At 71.2% G+C, this 14,497-nt stretch carries 12 protein-coding genes and 1 pseudogene; 9 read left to right on the plus strand and 4 right to left on the minus strand.

Features of this window, described 5'->3' with window-relative positions; all coding sequences use genetic code 11:
* Window positions 1-846 (minus strand): lysoplasmalogenase, encoded by an 846-nt coding sequence (locus Y09_RS14640; protein ID WP_200716829.1) that lies wholly within the window; start codon window positions 844-846, stop codon window positions 1-3.
* A gap of 107 nt (window positions 847-953) precedes the next feature.
* Here Y09_RS14640 and mphO point away from each other — a divergent pair, with 107 nt between their 5' ends.
* From mphO to rdfA, 7 genes and pseudogenes are all read left to right on the plus strand, one after another.
* On the plus strand, window positions 954-1,907 hold the full coding sequence (gene mphO / locus Y09_RS14645; RefSeq protein WP_053918527.1) for a macrolide 2'-phosphotransferase MphO: 954 nt from the start codon (window positions 954-956) through the stop codon (window positions 1,905-1,907).
* A 373-nt stretch (window positions 1,908-2,280) separates the two neighbouring features.
* Window positions 2,281-3,282 carry a transglycosylase family protein gene (locus Y09_RS14650; RefSeq protein WP_053918528.1) on the plus strand — a complete coding sequence of 334 codons (1,002 nt, stop codon included), beginning with the start codon at window positions 2,281-2,283 and terminating at the stop codon, window positions 3,280-3,282.
* A gap of 576 nt (window positions 3,283-3,858) precedes the next feature.
* Window positions 3,859-4,158 (plus strand): annotated as a pseudogene (locus Y09_RS14655) (MFS transporter); the annotation flags it as partial.
* Between the two features lie 164 nt (window positions 4,159-4,322).
* Entirely contained in the window at window positions 4,323-5,495 is a 1,173-nt protein-coding gene (locus Y09_RS14660) for a Gfo/Idh/MocA family protein (protein ID WP_053918533.1), read from the plus strand.
* 91 nt (window positions 5,496-5,586) lie between these two features.
* Window positions 5,587-6,435, plus strand: a complete 849-nt coding sequence (locus Y09_RS14665; protein ID WP_053918535.1) for a sugar phosphate isomerase/epimerase — start codon at window positions 5,587-5,589, stop codon at window positions 6,433-6,435.
* A gap of 431 nt (window positions 6,436-6,866) precedes the next feature.
* On the plus strand, window positions 6,867-7,643 hold the full coding sequence (locus tag Y09_RS14670) for a MerR family transcriptional regulator (protein ID WP_053918537.1): 777 nt from the start codon (window positions 6,867-6,869) through the stop codon (window positions 7,641-7,643).
* 304 nt (window positions 7,644-7,947) lie between these two features.
* The gene (gene rdfA, locus Y09_RS14675; protein WP_053918539.1) at window positions 7,948-8,754 is read left to right on the plus strand and encodes a rod-determining factor RdfA; all 807 of its coding nucleotides are present in this window, start codon (window positions 7,948-7,950) and stop codon (window positions 8,752-8,754) included.
* A gap of 287 nt (window positions 8,755-9,041) precedes the next feature.
* Here rdfA and Y09_RS14680 read toward each other — a convergent pair whose 3' ends face one another.
* From Y09_RS14680 to Y09_RS14690, 3 genes are all read right to left on the minus strand, one after another.
* Window positions 9,042-10,607 carry a GMC family oxidoreductase gene (locus Y09_RS14680; protein WP_053918541.1) on the minus strand — a complete coding sequence of 522 codons (1,566 nt, stop codon included), beginning with the start codon at window positions 10,605-10,607 and terminating at the stop codon, window positions 9,042-9,044.
* On the minus strand, window positions 10,604-11,194 hold the full coding sequence (locus Y09_RS14685; protein WP_053918543.1) for a hypothetical protein: 591 nt from the start codon (window positions 11,192-11,194) through the stop codon (window positions 10,604-10,606). Before Y09_RS14685 ends, Y09_RS14680 begins: the two co-directional genes overlap by 4 nt.
* Window positions 11,195-11,308: 114 nt before the next feature.
* Entirely contained in the window at window positions 11,309-12,100 is a 792-nt protein-coding gene (locus tag Y09_RS14690) for an IclR family transcriptional regulator (protein WP_053918545.1), read from the minus strand.
* Between the two features lie 123 nt (window positions 12,101-12,223).
* Here Y09_RS14690 and Y09_RS14695 point away from each other — a divergent pair, with 123 nt between their 5' ends.
* Both Y09_RS14695 and Y09_RS14700 read left to right on the plus strand, forming a co-directional pair.
* Window positions 12,224-12,544 (plus strand): putative quinol monooxygenase, encoded by a 321-nt coding sequence (locus tag Y09_RS14695; protein WP_053918546.1) that lies wholly within the window; start codon window positions 12,224-12,226, stop codon window positions 12,542-12,544.
* Between the two features lie 426 nt (window positions 12,545-12,970).
* The gene (locus Y09_RS14700) at window positions 12,971-14,416 is read left to right on the plus strand and encodes an MDR family MFS transporter (RefSeq protein WP_234695755.1); all 1,446 of its coding nucleotides are present in this window, start codon (window positions 12,971-12,973) and stop codon (window positions 14,414-14,416) included.
* Window positions 14,417-14,497: the final 81 nt, after the last annotated feature.

Below are 14,497 nucleotides of genomic sequence, written 5' to 3' on the forward strand. Positions count from 1 at the left end.
TCACGGGCGCTGGGCGTCACGATGCGGCGATATCGCCGCATCGTGACGCCCAGCGCCATCTCTCGGCCGTCGTCCAGCCCGCTCGCGGCACCCGAGCACGCCGAGCACGAGCAGCACCTGCGCCGCGACATAGGTCGCCATCACCCACACCTCGTGCGCCGGGAGCGTGAGCACGTCGAAGGTGTTCAGGGCGATGAGGGAGTCGGAGACCACGAACACCGCTCCCCCGATCCCGCCGCGCACTCCGAGCCCCGTGGCCAGAACCGCCATCGCGCAGATCGCCGCGGCATAGACCACCAGCGCGGGCAGCAGCACCCCGGCCGACGGCGTGCACAGCCCCACGATCAGCGCGGCGGCGCCGAGATAGGGGAGCACCGCCGCGCGGCCGGCGAGGGCGCGCCCCGTCCCGTCGCCGCGGTTCCGAGCTTCCCGACCCTCTGCACCCCGGGATCCCGCGCTCCGGGCCGCGGACCTGCCCGGCGATCGCGCCGCGAGCAGCGACCCTCCCCGCAGCGGCCACAGCGCGAGCGCGTAGACGATCTGGGCGAGCAGGAAGCTGGTGAGCATGGCGAGGAACTGCGCCTGACCGTCGAGGAACCGAGGGAGGGTGTCCCCCGCCCACGAGAGCACGAGCCCCAGCGCGAAGAGCCGGACGAGCCGGCCGCGCGGGGGCTCCGTCCCGGCCAGCAGCGCACCGAGCAGCAGCGGCATGAGCAGGGGCTGGGTGACCTCGGCGACGGGCCCGCCGCCGCGCAGCTGCGCCCCGAGATGCACCGCCGTGACCAGGGCGAGCGCGAGAAGCGCTGCCCGGGCCAAGGCGCCGACGCCTCCTCGCATCCCGCGCATGGCCCGAGCCTACGCGGGCAGGCATCGCGGCCGGCGAGCACCGGACGGACGCACCGTCGGCCGGGAAACCGGATGACGTCGTGCGCGCGACCAGGCAGACTGCCGGGATGACCGAGACCACCCCCTCCAGCCCGTCGTCGGCCACGGCCGACGCCGGGACTCCCCCGCCCGCCGACCTCGAGCAGCTCCTCGCCCTCGCCGCCGATCACGGGCTCGACCTCCTCGGCGACTCCCTGCGCACCGAGGAGATCGGCCTCGACTTCCGCGTCGCCTTCGCCCGGTCACGGGACGGACAGGACTGGGTGCTGCGGATCCCCCGCCGTGCCGACGTGCTGTCCCGCGCCGCCGTCGAGGGCCGTCTGCTCGCCCACATCGCCCCGCACCTGGACGTCGCGATCCCCGACTGGCGGATCGCCACGGAGCGCCTGATCGCCTATCCCCTCCTGCCCGGCACCCCGGGACTGACCGTCAGCGCCGACGGCACGGTCGAATGGCACGTGGACATGGCATCGACCGAGTACGCCCGCACCCTCGGCACCTTCCTCGCCCAGCTCCACACCGTGGACCCCGAGGAGGCCGCCGCCACCGGGATCCCGTCCCGCACCCCGTCGGAGGTGCGCGGTGCATGGCGCGAGGACCTCACCCGGGTCGCGGAGGCCTTCCCCATCGCGCCGGCGCTGCGGGAGCGGTGGGAGGCGTGGCTGGCGGAGGACTCCTACTGGCCGGACCGCAGCGTGCTCACCCACGGTGAGGTGTACCCCGGCCACACCCTCGTCGAGGGCGAGCGGCTCAGCGCGGTGCTCGACTGGACCACGGCGTCCGTCGGCGATCCGGCGCGGGACCTCATGTTCCACCGCTCGAGCGCACCCCCGGAAGCCTTCGCGGCGACGCTCGCCGCCTACGAGGCCGGCGGCGGCACTGTCCACCCACGGCTCGGCGAGCACGCCGAGGAGATGTTCTCCGCCTCCCCGCTCGCGTACGGGCTCTATGCGCTGACGACCGGCGCGGAGGAGCACCGCTCCGCGGCGGCCGCCGCGCTCGACCCGCCGGACGCGGGCTGAGGCCGACGGAGGCGGCCGGCAGCACCGGGCGCCGGGGCGAGCGGACCGGGCCCGCCGCCGCGATCCCGACGGGCCGCGCGCCGTCGGCCGACCGCGCGGTGGACGGGCGCTGTGAAGGGCGCCACAGGACGCGGCTTGACTCACACCGTGCCACCCCGAACAGGAAGCTCACCGCGTCACCGCAGGTCAGCAGCGCGCAAAACGCTCCTCGGCGAGTCATGCCCTCGAACCGGAAGAGTAAAACCCCGGTCAGTTCCGGGCCCGGGTCCTTGCCGCGAGGGGGCGGCGAGCCTCTACGGTGGCTGACGTCCGAAGAGGTCGAGCCGCGCCCGCCCGGGGCCGCCGACCGCCCACGACCTGAGAGGACGTCCCCTTGTCCAAGCACAGCACCCACGCCCAGCGCACTTCCCGCGCTGCCACCCTCCGCCGCGGCCTCAGCCGCTCGGCCGTCGCCGTCGCCGGTGGCGCCGTCGTCGCCTCCGGCATGATCGCCGCCACCACCACCTCCGCCTCGGCCGCCACCGGCTGGGACGAGGTCGCCGCCTGCGAGTCCGGCGGAAACTGGTCCATCAACACCGGCAACGGCTACTACGGCGGCCTGCAGTTCTCCCAGCAGACCTGGGAGGGCTTCGGCGGCACCGAGTACGCCTCGACCGCCGACCAGGCCTCGAAGAGCCAGCAGATCGCGGTCGCCGAGCGCGTCCTGGCCGTGCAGGGCAAGGGCGCGTGGCCCACCTGCGGCGTCTCGATCAACGGCGGCTCCGACACCTCGGGCGCCCCCGCGGCCGAGGAGCAGGAGGAGGCCCCCGAGCAGGAGCAGCAGGCCCCGGCCGAGGAGCAGGAGCAGGAGCAGCAGCAGGCTCCCGAGCCCCGCGAGTCCGACCAGCAGGCGAACCGCTCCACCGAGCGCGAGAGCACCGAGCCCCAGGGCGACTGGAGCTGCGACGGTGACGGCATCGCCGACAACTGCGACGAGAACGGCTTCACCAAGGAGACCGAGAAGAAGCAGGAGGAGCCGAAGCAGCAGGAGGCCCCGGCCGAAGAGGCCGCCCCGGCCCCGCAGGCGTCCAAGGGCGAGCCCGGCTCCAAGGCCACCGGCGACCTCTCCGTCGCCGGCACCCTCGAGGTCGACGGCAAGATGGGCCCGAAGACCATCACCGCCCTCCAGGACTGGCTGGGCGTCGAGCAGACCGGCGAGCTGGACGAGGAGACCACCCTCGCCCTGCAGGCCTGGGCCAAGACCTCGCAGGACGGCGTGATCGGCGAGGACACCGTCGCGGGCCTCCAGCACGAGGTCGGCGCCACCCAGAACGGCTCCGACGAGATCGACGGGGACACCGTCGAGGTCCTGCAGGCCTTCCTGAACCTCTACTGATCCCCTCAGCGGCCGCGCCCCCGACGGGGCGATGACCGCCTGCGGCTCCGCCGCACCCTCCCGGACGGCCGGGTCTCCCCTCGTGGGAGGCCCGGCCGTCCGTCGTTCCCGTGTCAGCGCCTCCGGGACTCCTGGGGACGCCTCGGCGAGCGGCGCCGAGCGCACCGCCTCTCGGCGGACCTGAAGCGACTGCCGGCCGCCACCGGCAACCGTTGACAACCGAACGAACAGCCCCGGCCCGCGCCCCGCCATACGACCGACGTCTTCAGGTGGCGACGAGAGCATCGATGCTGGTGAGCCTTCCATTACTCATGAGGCAATAGGTTCGAGTCCATTCGGCAGCACTGCAACCTCCGGCAACATCGCCCTCTCCTCGGATCTCCTGACCAGACTCTCCTCACTCCGCCTCACCGGTCCCACGGAGCGCATCGCGATCAGAGCGGCCCGCGGCCCCGCGCGCTCCGCGCTCGCGGCTCAAAGATGAACCCGGAGGAGCTTCGACGATGAGCACCGCTGCAGCGACACCCCGGCAGATGAAGGACATCAGGCCGTTCAGCTGGCACCTGCGAGCGCAACGACGCGACCGTGTACGGCATGTACTCCTGGTCCCGCAAGCTCGGCCAGGCGATCGCCGGCGGTCTCGTCGGCTGGGCGCTCGGCTGGATCGGCTACCAGTTCGGCGGCGTGGAGCAGAGCCAGTCCGTGCTCGACGGCATCTACACCCTCGGCAACCTCGTCCCCGCCCTGCTGCTGATGGTCTCGCTGCTGGCCCTCGTCTTCTGGTACCCGCTGACCAAGAAGCGGGTCGACGAGAACGTCGCGATCCTCGAGGAGCGTCACGCGGCGGCCGCCGCCTCGGCCTCCGAGCAGGCCTGATCCCCGTGCATCGGCGGCCCCGGTCACGGGTCTGCCGACGCATATAGGCTCGATGAAGAGGGAGAGCGCGTTCCTCCTCCCCTCCCTCCCCTCGCTCCTCGGTCCCACCAGATCCATCCGCGTCCCCTCCCGGGAGCGTGGCACCACCACAGAACGGAGACACCATGTCGGAGAAGAACGTCCGCCTCGGCATCATCGGATTCGGCGCCCAGGGCGGCATGTACGCCGGCCTCCTGGCCGACGGGAAGATCGCGGGCATGACGCTCGGCGCCATCGCCGACACCGATCCCGCGAAGAAGGACGCCGCCGCCGAGAAGCACGCCGGCACCCCCTTCTACGACGACTACGTCGCGATGCTGGACTCCGGGGATGTCGACGCCGTGGTCACCACTGTGCCGCACTACCTCCACCCCGAGATGACGATCACCGCGATCGGCAAGGGCATCCACACCCTCACCGAGAAGCCCGCGGGCGTCTACACCAAGCAGGTCGAGGAGATGAACGCCTTCGCGGCCGAGCATCCCGAGACCACCTTCGCCATCATGTTCAACCAGCGCACCAACCCGGTCTACACCGACCTCAAGGCGCTGATCGAGTCCGGCGAGCTCGGCGCGCTGCGCCACACCTCCTGGATCATCACGTCGTGGTGGCGCCCGCAGGGCTACTACGACCAGTCCGAGTGGCGCGCGACCTGGGGCGGCGAGGGCGGCGGCGTCCTCGTCAACCAGGCTCCCCACCAGCTGGACCTGTGGCAGTGGCTCGCCGGCGCCCCGAAGAAGGTCTTCGCGAAGCTCGCCTTCGGCTTCCAGCGCGACATCGCCACCGAGGACGAGGTCAACGCGCTCGTCGACTTCGGCGAGGGCGTCACCGGCCACTTCATGACCTCGACCAACGACATCATCGGCACCGACCGCCTCGAGCTGCTCTTCGACAAGGGCAAGGTCGTCGTCGACAAGTCGAACAAGGTCACCGTCTACCGCCTGTCGGAGGACGAGCGCAGCCTCAGCGACAAGATGACCATGCAGGACGTGGCCAAGCTGTTCCGCGGCGAGATGGATCCCTCCTCGCTGTACACCGTCGAGGAGAAGACCTACGAGTCGGCCTGGGGCCAGCAGCACATCGACGTCCTGACCAACTTCGCCGCGCACGTCAACGACGGCACCCCGCTGATCGCCGACGGCGCCGAGGGCATCAACGGCGTGCGCCTGGCCTCCGGCATGCAGCTGTCGGCCTGGACCGGCCGCGAGATCGACCTCGTGGACTACCCGGCCGAGGAGTACCTCTCCGAGCTCAACAAGCGCATCGAGGAGGAGGGGAAGTTCTCCACCCGCTCCTGAGCGCTCTCCCTGCGGCCCGGCGCCGACCTCCCGTCGACCCGGGCCGCGCCCGCACCACCACCGCCACCGCACTCTTCGAAGGAGAACACCCATGCCCGTCCTCGGACTCCAGCTCATGATGCTCAAGGACCAGATCACCGAGAAGGGGATGTACGAGGTCCTGCGCCAGGTGCGCGAGCTCGACATCGACGCCGTCGAGGTCTCCCAGGTGGAGATGACCGACGAGCTCATCGACGACCTCGTGCGCGGCAAGGCTGACTTCGGCGTCGAGACCGCCGCGATGAGCGTCTCGATCGCCCCGGGCGGCAACGGCTTCGCTCTCGAGACCGAGTTCGACCGCGCCGTCGAGGCGTGCGAGAAGACCGGAGCGCGCTTCCTGCGCATCGGCATGATGCCGTTCTCGGCGATGACCTCGAAGAAGGCGGCCGAGGACTGGGCGGCCTCCGTCGAGCCCTACGCGGCACGTCTCGCGGAGAAGGGCATCACGCTCTGCTACCACAACCACCACGTGGACCTCATCCAGTTCGACGGCGAGCGGATCTTCGACATCGTGCGCCGCGTCGCCCCCTCGCTGCTGTTCGAGGTGGACCTGCACTGGGTCCAGCGCGGCGGCATGGCTCCGCTGGACATGCTCGAGGCCTACACCGGCGCCTGCAAGCTCATCCACGTCAAGGACTTCCGCGTCGCGCCCATGCCCGAGGACGCCGTGAAGCGCTTCGACGCCGGCGAGATGGACATGAAGGAGTTCTACGGGACCTTCCTCTCCCTCGGACAGTTCGCCGAGGTGGGCCAGGGAAACATGAACTGGCCCGCGCTGCTGCCCGCGGCGGAGAAGGCCGGCGCCGAGTACTTCCTCATCGAGCAGGACGACACCTACGGCCGCGATCCGATCGACTGCATCCGCGAGTCCCGCGAGTACCTGAGGTCCATCGGCTACTGAGCGACGGTCGCCCGCCGGGCGACTCGTCGCTCCGGCCTGACGCGCACGCCCCGGACCCAGCTGAATGACGTGGGCCCGCCTTCACAATCGGGACTCAGGCGGCACGCCGCGGCGATGAGCTCCTTGGCGTGCCACTTGGGTCCCCTTTCTTCAGACGCCTCCCCCACGACGCCCGCCGTCCGTGCCCCGCACGGTCCGGCGGGCGTCGTCGTCCCCGCGGGGCTCGCCCCGGCCCTCTCGCACGGCCCGGGTTCCGCCGTCGACCCGGGTCCCTCCCCCGGCCCAGGTCCCTCCCCCGGCCCAGGTCCACCTCTTCGCCCGGTCCGCGTCGCGGCCCCGGCGAAGATTCTTCTTCCGCCCCCTTGCACTTGACGCGACGTCAAGGGGAATGATCGTGATCGCACCGAAGGAGACCGTCGAGAGGAGGAGCCATGGAGTCGCCACGGCACCCGGCCCGGGAGTGGTCGATCCAGGAGATCGTCCGCAGCACCGGCGTCACCAGCCGCACCCTGCGCCATTACCAGCAGGTGGGGCTGCTCGCCCCGAGCCGCACCGGTCACGGCGGGCAGAGGTTCTACGACGGCGCGGCCCTGCTGAGTCTGCAGCGGATCCTCGTCCTGCGCGAGCTGGGGCTCGGGCTGCCCGAGATCGGCCGCGTGCTCGACGAGCAGGTCGAGACGGTCTCCGCGCTGCGGGCGCATGCCGCGCAGCTCGAGCGGGAGCAGGAGCGCCTGTCCCGCATCGTCGCCTCGGTGCAGTCCACGATCCGGATTCTCGAGACAGGAGGAGAGCTCATGACGGACACGATGTTCGACGGATTCGACCACACGCAGCACCGCGAGGAGGTCGAGGAGAGGTGGGGCGAGCAGGCCTACGCCGATTCCGACCTGTGGTGGCGCTCGTTGAGCAACGCCGAGAAGGAGGGCTTCCGCGAGGAGGTCGACGCCCTGGTCGCCGGCTTCGCCGACACCTCGGCGCGCGAGCTGCCCGCGGAGCACGAGGAGGTCCAGGCCCTGACGGCCCGGCTGTACACCTGGATCAGCGCGGGCTGGGGCGGGAAGCGGCCCGGTGCCGAGGCCTTCGTCGGCATCGGCGACATGTACGTCGCCGATCCCCGCTTCGGGGCGACCTTCACGGTCGACGGCCGGCCCTTCGCCGAGCACGTCCGCGACGCGATGACGGTCTACGCACTCGAGCACCTCGAGTGATGACCCGCCCGCAGGGGTCCGGACGCCGAGAGGCGTCCGGGCCACTGTCGCGTCGCGCGGCGCCCGGCGACGGGCGGGCTCGTCCCGTGTCGGCGCACCGCGCAGCGGGAGCGCGTCCTCGTGCCCCGACCGTCGGACAGCGCGCTCCCCCGGGGCACAGCACCTCGCACACGACCCACACCGTTACCATTTCGTGATTCGTCCCACGCCGTCGGCGCTGTGACCGGCTTCCTGGGCGGTTCCGGAACGCGGCACCAGGGTTCGGGGCGTACCGTCGCCCGGGCCAACGATCCCAGGAGGCACAGTGAAGGTCCGAAGCACCTCAGCCCTGCGGCGCACCCTCGCCGCGCTCACGCTCACCGCCGCGCTCGGCCTGACCGCCGCGTGCAGCGGCGGGCAGGACGATCCCTCGCAGGCCTCCGACGGCGGCGGGCAGGCGGCACCGGCCGCCTCCGACGGTGGCGGCGCGGCCGGCGACCCGCAGGCCCAGCAGCCCCAGGAGGCCGACGTCTCCGACGTGCCAGAGATCGTCGCGACCGTCAACGGCACGGAGATCACCAAGGACGACTTCGTCCAGACCTACCAGTCCCAGTACCAGCAGATGGCGATGCAGCAGCAGGCCGGCGGGCAGGCGCCCGATGAGGAGCAGCTGAAGACCCAGGTCGCCGAGCAGCTCGTGAACAACGAGCTGCTGCGCCAGGGGGCCGAGGACGCGGGCATCAAGGCCACCGACAAGGACATCGACACGACCCTCGACGAGATCGCGAAGCAGAGCGGTCTGGGCTCGGGTGACGAGGTGGTCAGCGCCCTCGAGCAGCAGGGCATCTCCGCGGAGCAGGTCCGCCAGGACGCCGCCTCGCAGTTCGCGATCACGACCTACATCGAGCAGGAGGCCGACATCGCCGAGCCGAGCGACGAGGAGCTGAAGGCCCAGTACGACGCGATGGTCGAGCAGCAGTCCGCCGCCGGCGGCTCCGCCGAGGAGGTCCCCTCCTTCGAGGAGATGAAGGACCAGCTCGCCCAACAGGCCACCATGCAGCAGCAGAACGAGGCCGCCACCGAGATCGCCGGGAAGCTGCGCGAGTCAGGGGACGTCACGATCAACGTCTGACCCCTCGCCGGGCCGACCGTCCCCGGCGCCGCCCGCACTCCCGGCGGACCGGCGCAGGCCCCGTCCCGCGGTCCGGGCCCCTGCGCCGCACCGCACCCCACTGGGCCGGCCGATCGCCGGCCCGGCGGCGGCACGAACAGCGAGTGGCAGATCTCGGCCGGTATTCATGACTGATACCGGCCGAGATCTGCCACTCGGTCTCTCTGAGGGGCGCGGCGGGACGAGGAGCACGGCGGGGCAGCCCCACCTCGCTCCTCGTCCCGCCCGGCCCCTGCCCCTGCTCCGTATCAGACGGTGCCGGCGCGGAGCGACTCGGCGATGTGCTCGGCCTGACGGATCGCGAGCGCCACGATCGTCAGCGTCGGGTTCGCCGCGGCGCCGGTGGTGAACTGCGAGCCGTCCGAGACGAACAGGTTCGGCACGTCGTGCGCCCGACCGAAGCGGTCCACGACCCCGTCCTCCGGCCGCTCGCTCATGCGGCACGTGCCCAGGTTGTGGGTCGAGGGGTACGGCGGGGTGCGGTGCGTGCCCACCGCGCCGACGGCCTCGTACAGCGCCTCGGCCCTGCCGTAGGCGTGCTCGCGCATGGAGAGGTCGTTGGGATGGTCGTCGAAGTGGACGCTCGCGACCGGCAGTCCGTGCTGGTCCGTGACGGTGGGGTCGAGCGTGACGGCGTTGGACTCCTGGGGCATGTCCTCCCCCACCAGCCAGCAGCCGGCGGTGTTCTCGTAGGCGTCCAGCAGACGCGTGAAGCTCGGCCCCCAGGAGCCGGGCTCGGCGAAGGTCGCCAGGAAGGCGGGCCCGAGAGAGATGGTCTGGATGTAGTAGCCGCCCGCGAAACCGCGGGAGGGATCGTGCACCGACTCGTCGCTGATGTTCCCGGCCATCGTCTCGCCGCGGTACATGTGCACCGGCTTGTCGAACTGCGCGTACACGCTGCCGGTCATGTGGCGCATGTAGTTGCGGCCCACGAGGCCGGAGGAGTTCGCGAGCCCGTCGGGGAACAGCGACGAGGAGCTCAGGTGCAGAAGGCGCGGCGTCTCGATCGCGTTGCCGGCGACGCACACGAGCTTCGCGGCCTGGCGGTGCAGGTTCCCCTCGGCGTCGAGGTAGAGCACCGCGTCGGCCCGTCCCGTCCGGTCGTGAAGGATCTGCGCGACGTGGGAGTCGGGCCGCAGGTCGAGCTTCCCCGTGGCGAGGGCGAGAGGGATCTCGCGCACCATCGTCGACCACTTCGCGCCGCTCTTGTCGCCCTGGAAGTTGAAGCCGTCCTGGACCGAGGCGGGACGGCCGTCATAGGGCTCGGCGTTGGTGCCGTAGGGGCCGGTGGCGTAGTGGCGGTAGCCGAGCTTCTCGGCGCCGGCGGCGAGGACCTTGTAGTTGTTGTTCGCCGGCAGAGGCGGTCGGCCTCCGCGGTGGGTGGAGCCGATCGCGTCCTCGGCGCGGGTGTAGTACGGCTCGAGCTCCTCGTAGGTCAGCGGCCAGTCCATCAGGCTCGCGCCGTCGACTCGGCCGTAGGTGCTGCGGGTGCGGAACTCGTGCGGTTTGAAGCGCGGGGTCGCCCCGGACCAGTGGGTGGTGGTGCCGCCGACGGCCTTGACGATCCAGGCCGGCAGGTTCGGGAAGTCCTTCGCGATGCGCCAGCTGCCGGAGGTGGTGCGGGTGTCGGCCCACGCCATCTGGTCGAAGGCGGCCCATTCGAGGTTCATGTAGTCCTCGCCGCGCAGGTACGGGCCGGCCTCGAGCAGCACGCACTCGATGCCCGCCCTGGTCAGCTCGTAGGCGAGGGTGCCACCGCCGGCGCCCGAGCCGATGATGACGACGGCCTCGGTGGAGTGATCGATCGTGCTCATGCCTGCCCCTTCGTCCCGCGGCCGGTGCGTCCGGCGCGTGCCCTGCTCTGTCCTGCCGGGACGGCGGCGCCCCGGACGCTCTTCGTGGTCGCCCCGCGGGGGAGATCGGAGACGACCTCCACCAGCGGCTCCCCGTCGTACTCCTCGATCCGCGGATCCGGCAGCCAGTCCAGATCGTCGAATCCGCGGTGGAGGTAGCCGCCCTTCTCGAAGGAGGGGCCCTCGTAGCCGATCACCTCCCAGACCTCCTCGTCCTCGTAGAGGCTGACCACCACGGTCTGCCGCACGAAGCCGAAGAAGGTCGTGTGCTGGATGCGCAGCAGCAGCGGCAGCGCCTCCTCGGGGCTGAGCTCGGTGAAGCGGCCGTCCGCGAGGGCCTCGAGGGAGTCGAGGCCGTGGGCGAGCTTGACCCGCATCCACGCGCTCTCCTCCGCCGCGCAGCGGACGGTGTCCGCGGCCCGCCGGTAGGCCGAGTCCGGCACGCGCTCGTGCGGGAACGCGGCTTTGATCAGGGCGGTGAGCGTCGCCTCCGCCTCGTCGGTCCCTTCGATCTCGTTCACGGCCTCGTCGCCGTCCGGTGCGCTCATGGCGTCTCCTTCCCACTGCATCTTCGTCAGTGACCTGAGGCACACGATAGGCAGGGGCTGCGGCGAGCGCACAGCGCCGTTATCACCGGGCGAGAACGCCGACGGGTGCCGCGGTCAGTGGGCCTGCGCGCCCAGACGATAGGCGCGCCCGGCGCGGGAGGCACAGGCCCGCACCCGGTCCTCGACATGGCGGAGACGCCCCTCGTAGGCGGCGACCGGGGCGGAGACCGCGACGGTGCCCAGCAGCATCCCGTCGTCGGCCTTGATCGTCGCGGCGAGGCAGCTGGAGCCGGGCACGAACTCCTGGTGCTCCCAGGCGATGCCGCGCTCGGCGATCTCGGCGAGCTGACGGCGCAGCTCCCCCGGGTCGACGAGGGTGCGGTCGGTGTGGGCACGCAGCGACCCTGCCAGGTACTCCTCCTGCTCGCCGGGAGCGAGGGAGGCGAGCCCCGCCTTCCCGAAGGCGGTCGCGTGCGGGCTCTCGTGGAAGCCGAAGCCGAGCGGGGACAGCCGCGGAGCCTGCGGCGAGTCGGAGACGTGCACGACGACGAAGTCGGTGCCGCGGTGGATCGCGAGATAGGCGGCCATGCCCAGGTCACGATGCATGGCGTGGACCTCCTCGCGCACGGAGCGCGGGATGCCGAGATCGTCATGGAGGCCGACGGCCAGTCGGTGCAGCTTGTAGCCCAGTGCGAAGCGCTTCTCCGCGCGCAGGTGCACGAGGTACTCGGAGCGGATCAGCTCCTGCGCGATCCGATACACCGTGGGCAGCGGGATCGAGGTCGCCTCGGAGATCCTGCGCGCGGTGCTGCTGCCGTGCTCCGCCACCGCCTCCAGCACCGCGATCGCCCGGGCGACCTGGCCGCCCTGGTCCTGGGCCGCTCGGCCTGTGTCGTTCGAGGTCATCGTCGTCCTCCTTCCGGCGACCATTGTGCCCGAGCTCTGCTTCTTGCCCTGCGAGAATCGAGGTTCCCTGCGCGTGCCGGATCCGGCAGGCTGGTCCCGTCACCTCTCAGAAAGGACCCGACGATGATCCTCATCAACGTGAAGTTCCCTGTGAAGCCCGAGTTCGCCGACCGCTGGCCCGAGATCGCGAGCGAGTTCACCGAGAACACGCTCGCCGAGCCGGGCAACCTGTGGTTCGAGTGGTCGCGCAGCGTCAAGGAGCCCAGCACCTACGTGCTCATCGAGGCGTTCACCGACGAGGGCGCCGGCCCGCACGTGGACTCCCCGCACTTCAAGAAGATGCAGGAGGAGTTCCCGCAGTACCTCACGGCGACGCCGCAGATCATCTCCCACCAGATCGACAGCGACGGCTGGGGCCCGATGGGCGAGATCACCGTCGACTGACGGCAGCGGGAGCTGCCGGCGGAGCGGCAGGCCCTGCCCTTCGGGCAGGCTCGCCCGTCGCCACGACGGCCCGACGCGGGGGCGTCCACCGAGCGGTGGGCGCCCCCGCCGCGTCGTCCTGCCGAATGCTCCCGCCCGTCACCCCTCACCCCCGGTCATCGCCCAGCCGGGCCGCTTCACACGCTCCTGGCGGGGCGGGACGCGATGTCACTCGAATCGCCTCCACGTCGGTCCTCCGGCCGCGGCGGCCACCGCTCCAGCGAGCGATGAGCGTGGCCGGATGAGGCATGCACCTCCCTCCCCTGACCTTGCACTCAGTGCAACTTTCGACCTACTGTGCTGGAGGCGGCCGCGACCGCCGACCGCGTCGAGCGGGGACGAGCAGAGAGGGGCCAGGTGGCGATCCAGACGAGAGAGGTGCCCGCCGTGAGCGGCGAGACGAACAGCAGGACGGCAGGCTCCGGGGGCCCGGCCCCGCTGCAGGTGAACCCGAACATCGTGATGGCGGTGCTGCTCGCCGGCGCCTTCGTCATCATCCTGAACCAGACGCTGCTGAACACGGCGCTGCCGGCGTTCATGGCGGACTTCGGCATCACCGCGAATGCAGCCCAGTGGGTGACCACGCTGTTCATGCTGGTCAACGGGATCATGATCCCCGCGACGGCGTTCCTGATCCAGAAGTTCTCCACCCGCACGATGTTCTTCGCGGCGATGGGGATCTTCGCGCTGGGCACGCTCATCTGCGCGGTCGCGCCGGTGTACGCGGTGCTCCTGGCGGGCCGCGTGGTGCAGGCCGCCAGCGGCGGCATGATCATGCCGCTGATGCAGACGATCCTCTTCGCGATCTTCCCGATCCACCGCCGCGGCACGGCGATGGGCACCTTCGGCCTCGTGATCTCCTTCGCCCCGGCGATCGGCCCGACCCTGTCGGGCTTCATCGTGGACCACTGGTCCTGGCGGGTGCTGTTCGTGATGATGCTGCCGATCACGCTCGGCGCGCTGGTCTTCGCCCATCTGACGCTGCGCAACGTCACCGAGCAGACGGATCCCCGTCTCGACATGCCCTCCCTGATCCTGTCGACCTTCGGCTTCGGCGGCCTGCTGTTCGGCTTCTCCACGGCGGGCACCTCCGGCTGGGCGAGCGCGCAGGTGATCGCGCCGCTGGCCGTCGGCGTGGTCGCGCTGGCGTGGTTCGTGCGGCGCCAGCTGCGGATCGAGGAGCCGCTGCTGCAGCTGCGGATCCTGCGCAACCCGATGTTCACCCTCGGCACCGTGCTGGGCATGCTGGTGTTCATGGCGATGATCGGCGGCATGCTGATGATCCCGCTGTTCATGCAGAACATGAGCGACTTCTCCGCGATGGAGTCGGGGATGGTGCTGCTGCCGGGCGCGGTCATCATGGGCGTCATGTCCCCGGTGACGGGCCGGATCTTCGACCGCTTCGGCGCCCGGGTGCTCGCGATCGTCGGCTTCGCGCTGCTGGCGTCGATGAGCCTGCTGCTGGCACGGCTCACCCCGGAGACCTCCTTCGCCTACATCGCGATCGTCAACGCGGTGCGGATGCTGGGCACCGCGATGGTGATCATGCCGGTCACCACGGCGGCGCTGAACCAGCTGCCGCAGCGCCTGATCCCGCACGGCGCCGCCGTGAACAACACCCTGCGCCAGATCGCCGCCTCGGTCGGCACCGCCGTGCTGGTCACCGTGATGACGGTCGCCGCACTGGACCCGGCCGAGCACGGGGTCGAGGGCCAGATCCACGGCGTCAACGTCGCGTTCGACGTCTCCGCCGGGATCGCCGCGCTGGGCCTCGTCGGGGCGCTCTTCCTGCGCAACTCGAAGCCGGCCGAGGTCGTCGACCCCGAGAGCTGATCCCGGCACCTCCGGTCCGCCGCTCGGCGCGCCCCTCCCCCGCGACCCCGTCGACCCGTCCCGGTCGGCGGGGTCGCCGCA

Origin of the sequence: Brachybacterium sp. SW0106-09 (assembly GCF_001293905.1) — a bacterium.
GTDB classification, from domain to species: Bacteria; Actinomycetota; Actinomycetes; order Actinomycetales; family Dermabacteraceae; genus Brachybacterium; species Brachybacterium conglomeratum.

Excerpts from the sequence above, each read along its gene's own strand:
- mphO (WP_053918527.1), top strand. The coding sequence starts at position 954 with ATGACCGAGACCACCCCCTCCAGCCCGTCGTCGGCCACGGCCGACGCC.
- Y09_RS14660 (WP_053918533.1), top strand. The coding sequence starts at position 4,323 with ATGTCGGAGAAGAACGTCCGCCTCGGCATCATCGGATTCGGCGCCCAG.
- Y09_RS14665 (WP_053918535.1), top strand. The coding sequence starts at position 5,587 with ATGCCCGTCCTCGGACTCCAGCTCATGATGCTCAAGGACCAGATCACC.
- Y09_RS14670 (WP_053918537.1), top strand. The coding sequence starts at position 6,867 with ATGGAGTCGCCACGGCACCCGGCCCGGGAGTGGTCGATCCAGGAGATC.
- Y09_RS14695 (WP_053918546.1), top strand. The coding sequence starts at position 12,224 with ATGATCCTCATCAACGTGAAGTTCCCTGTGAAGCCCGAGTTCGCCGAC.
- Y09_RS14690 (WP_053918545.1), bottom strand. The coding sequence starts at position 12,100 with ATGACCTCGAACGACACAGGCCGAGCGGCCCAGGACCAGGGCGGCCAG.
- Y09_RS14640 (WP_200716829.1), bottom strand. The coding sequence starts at position 846 with ATGCGCGGGATGCGAGGAGGCGTCGGCGCCTTGGCCCGGGCAGCGCTT.
- Y09_RS14685 (WP_053918543.1), bottom strand. The coding sequence starts at position 11,194 with ATGAGCGCACCGGACGGCGACGAGGCCGTGAACGAGATCGAAGGGACC.
- Y09_RS14680 (WP_053918541.1), bottom strand. The coding sequence starts at position 10,607 with ATGAGCACGATCGATCACTCCACCGAGGCCGTCGTCATCATCGGCTCG.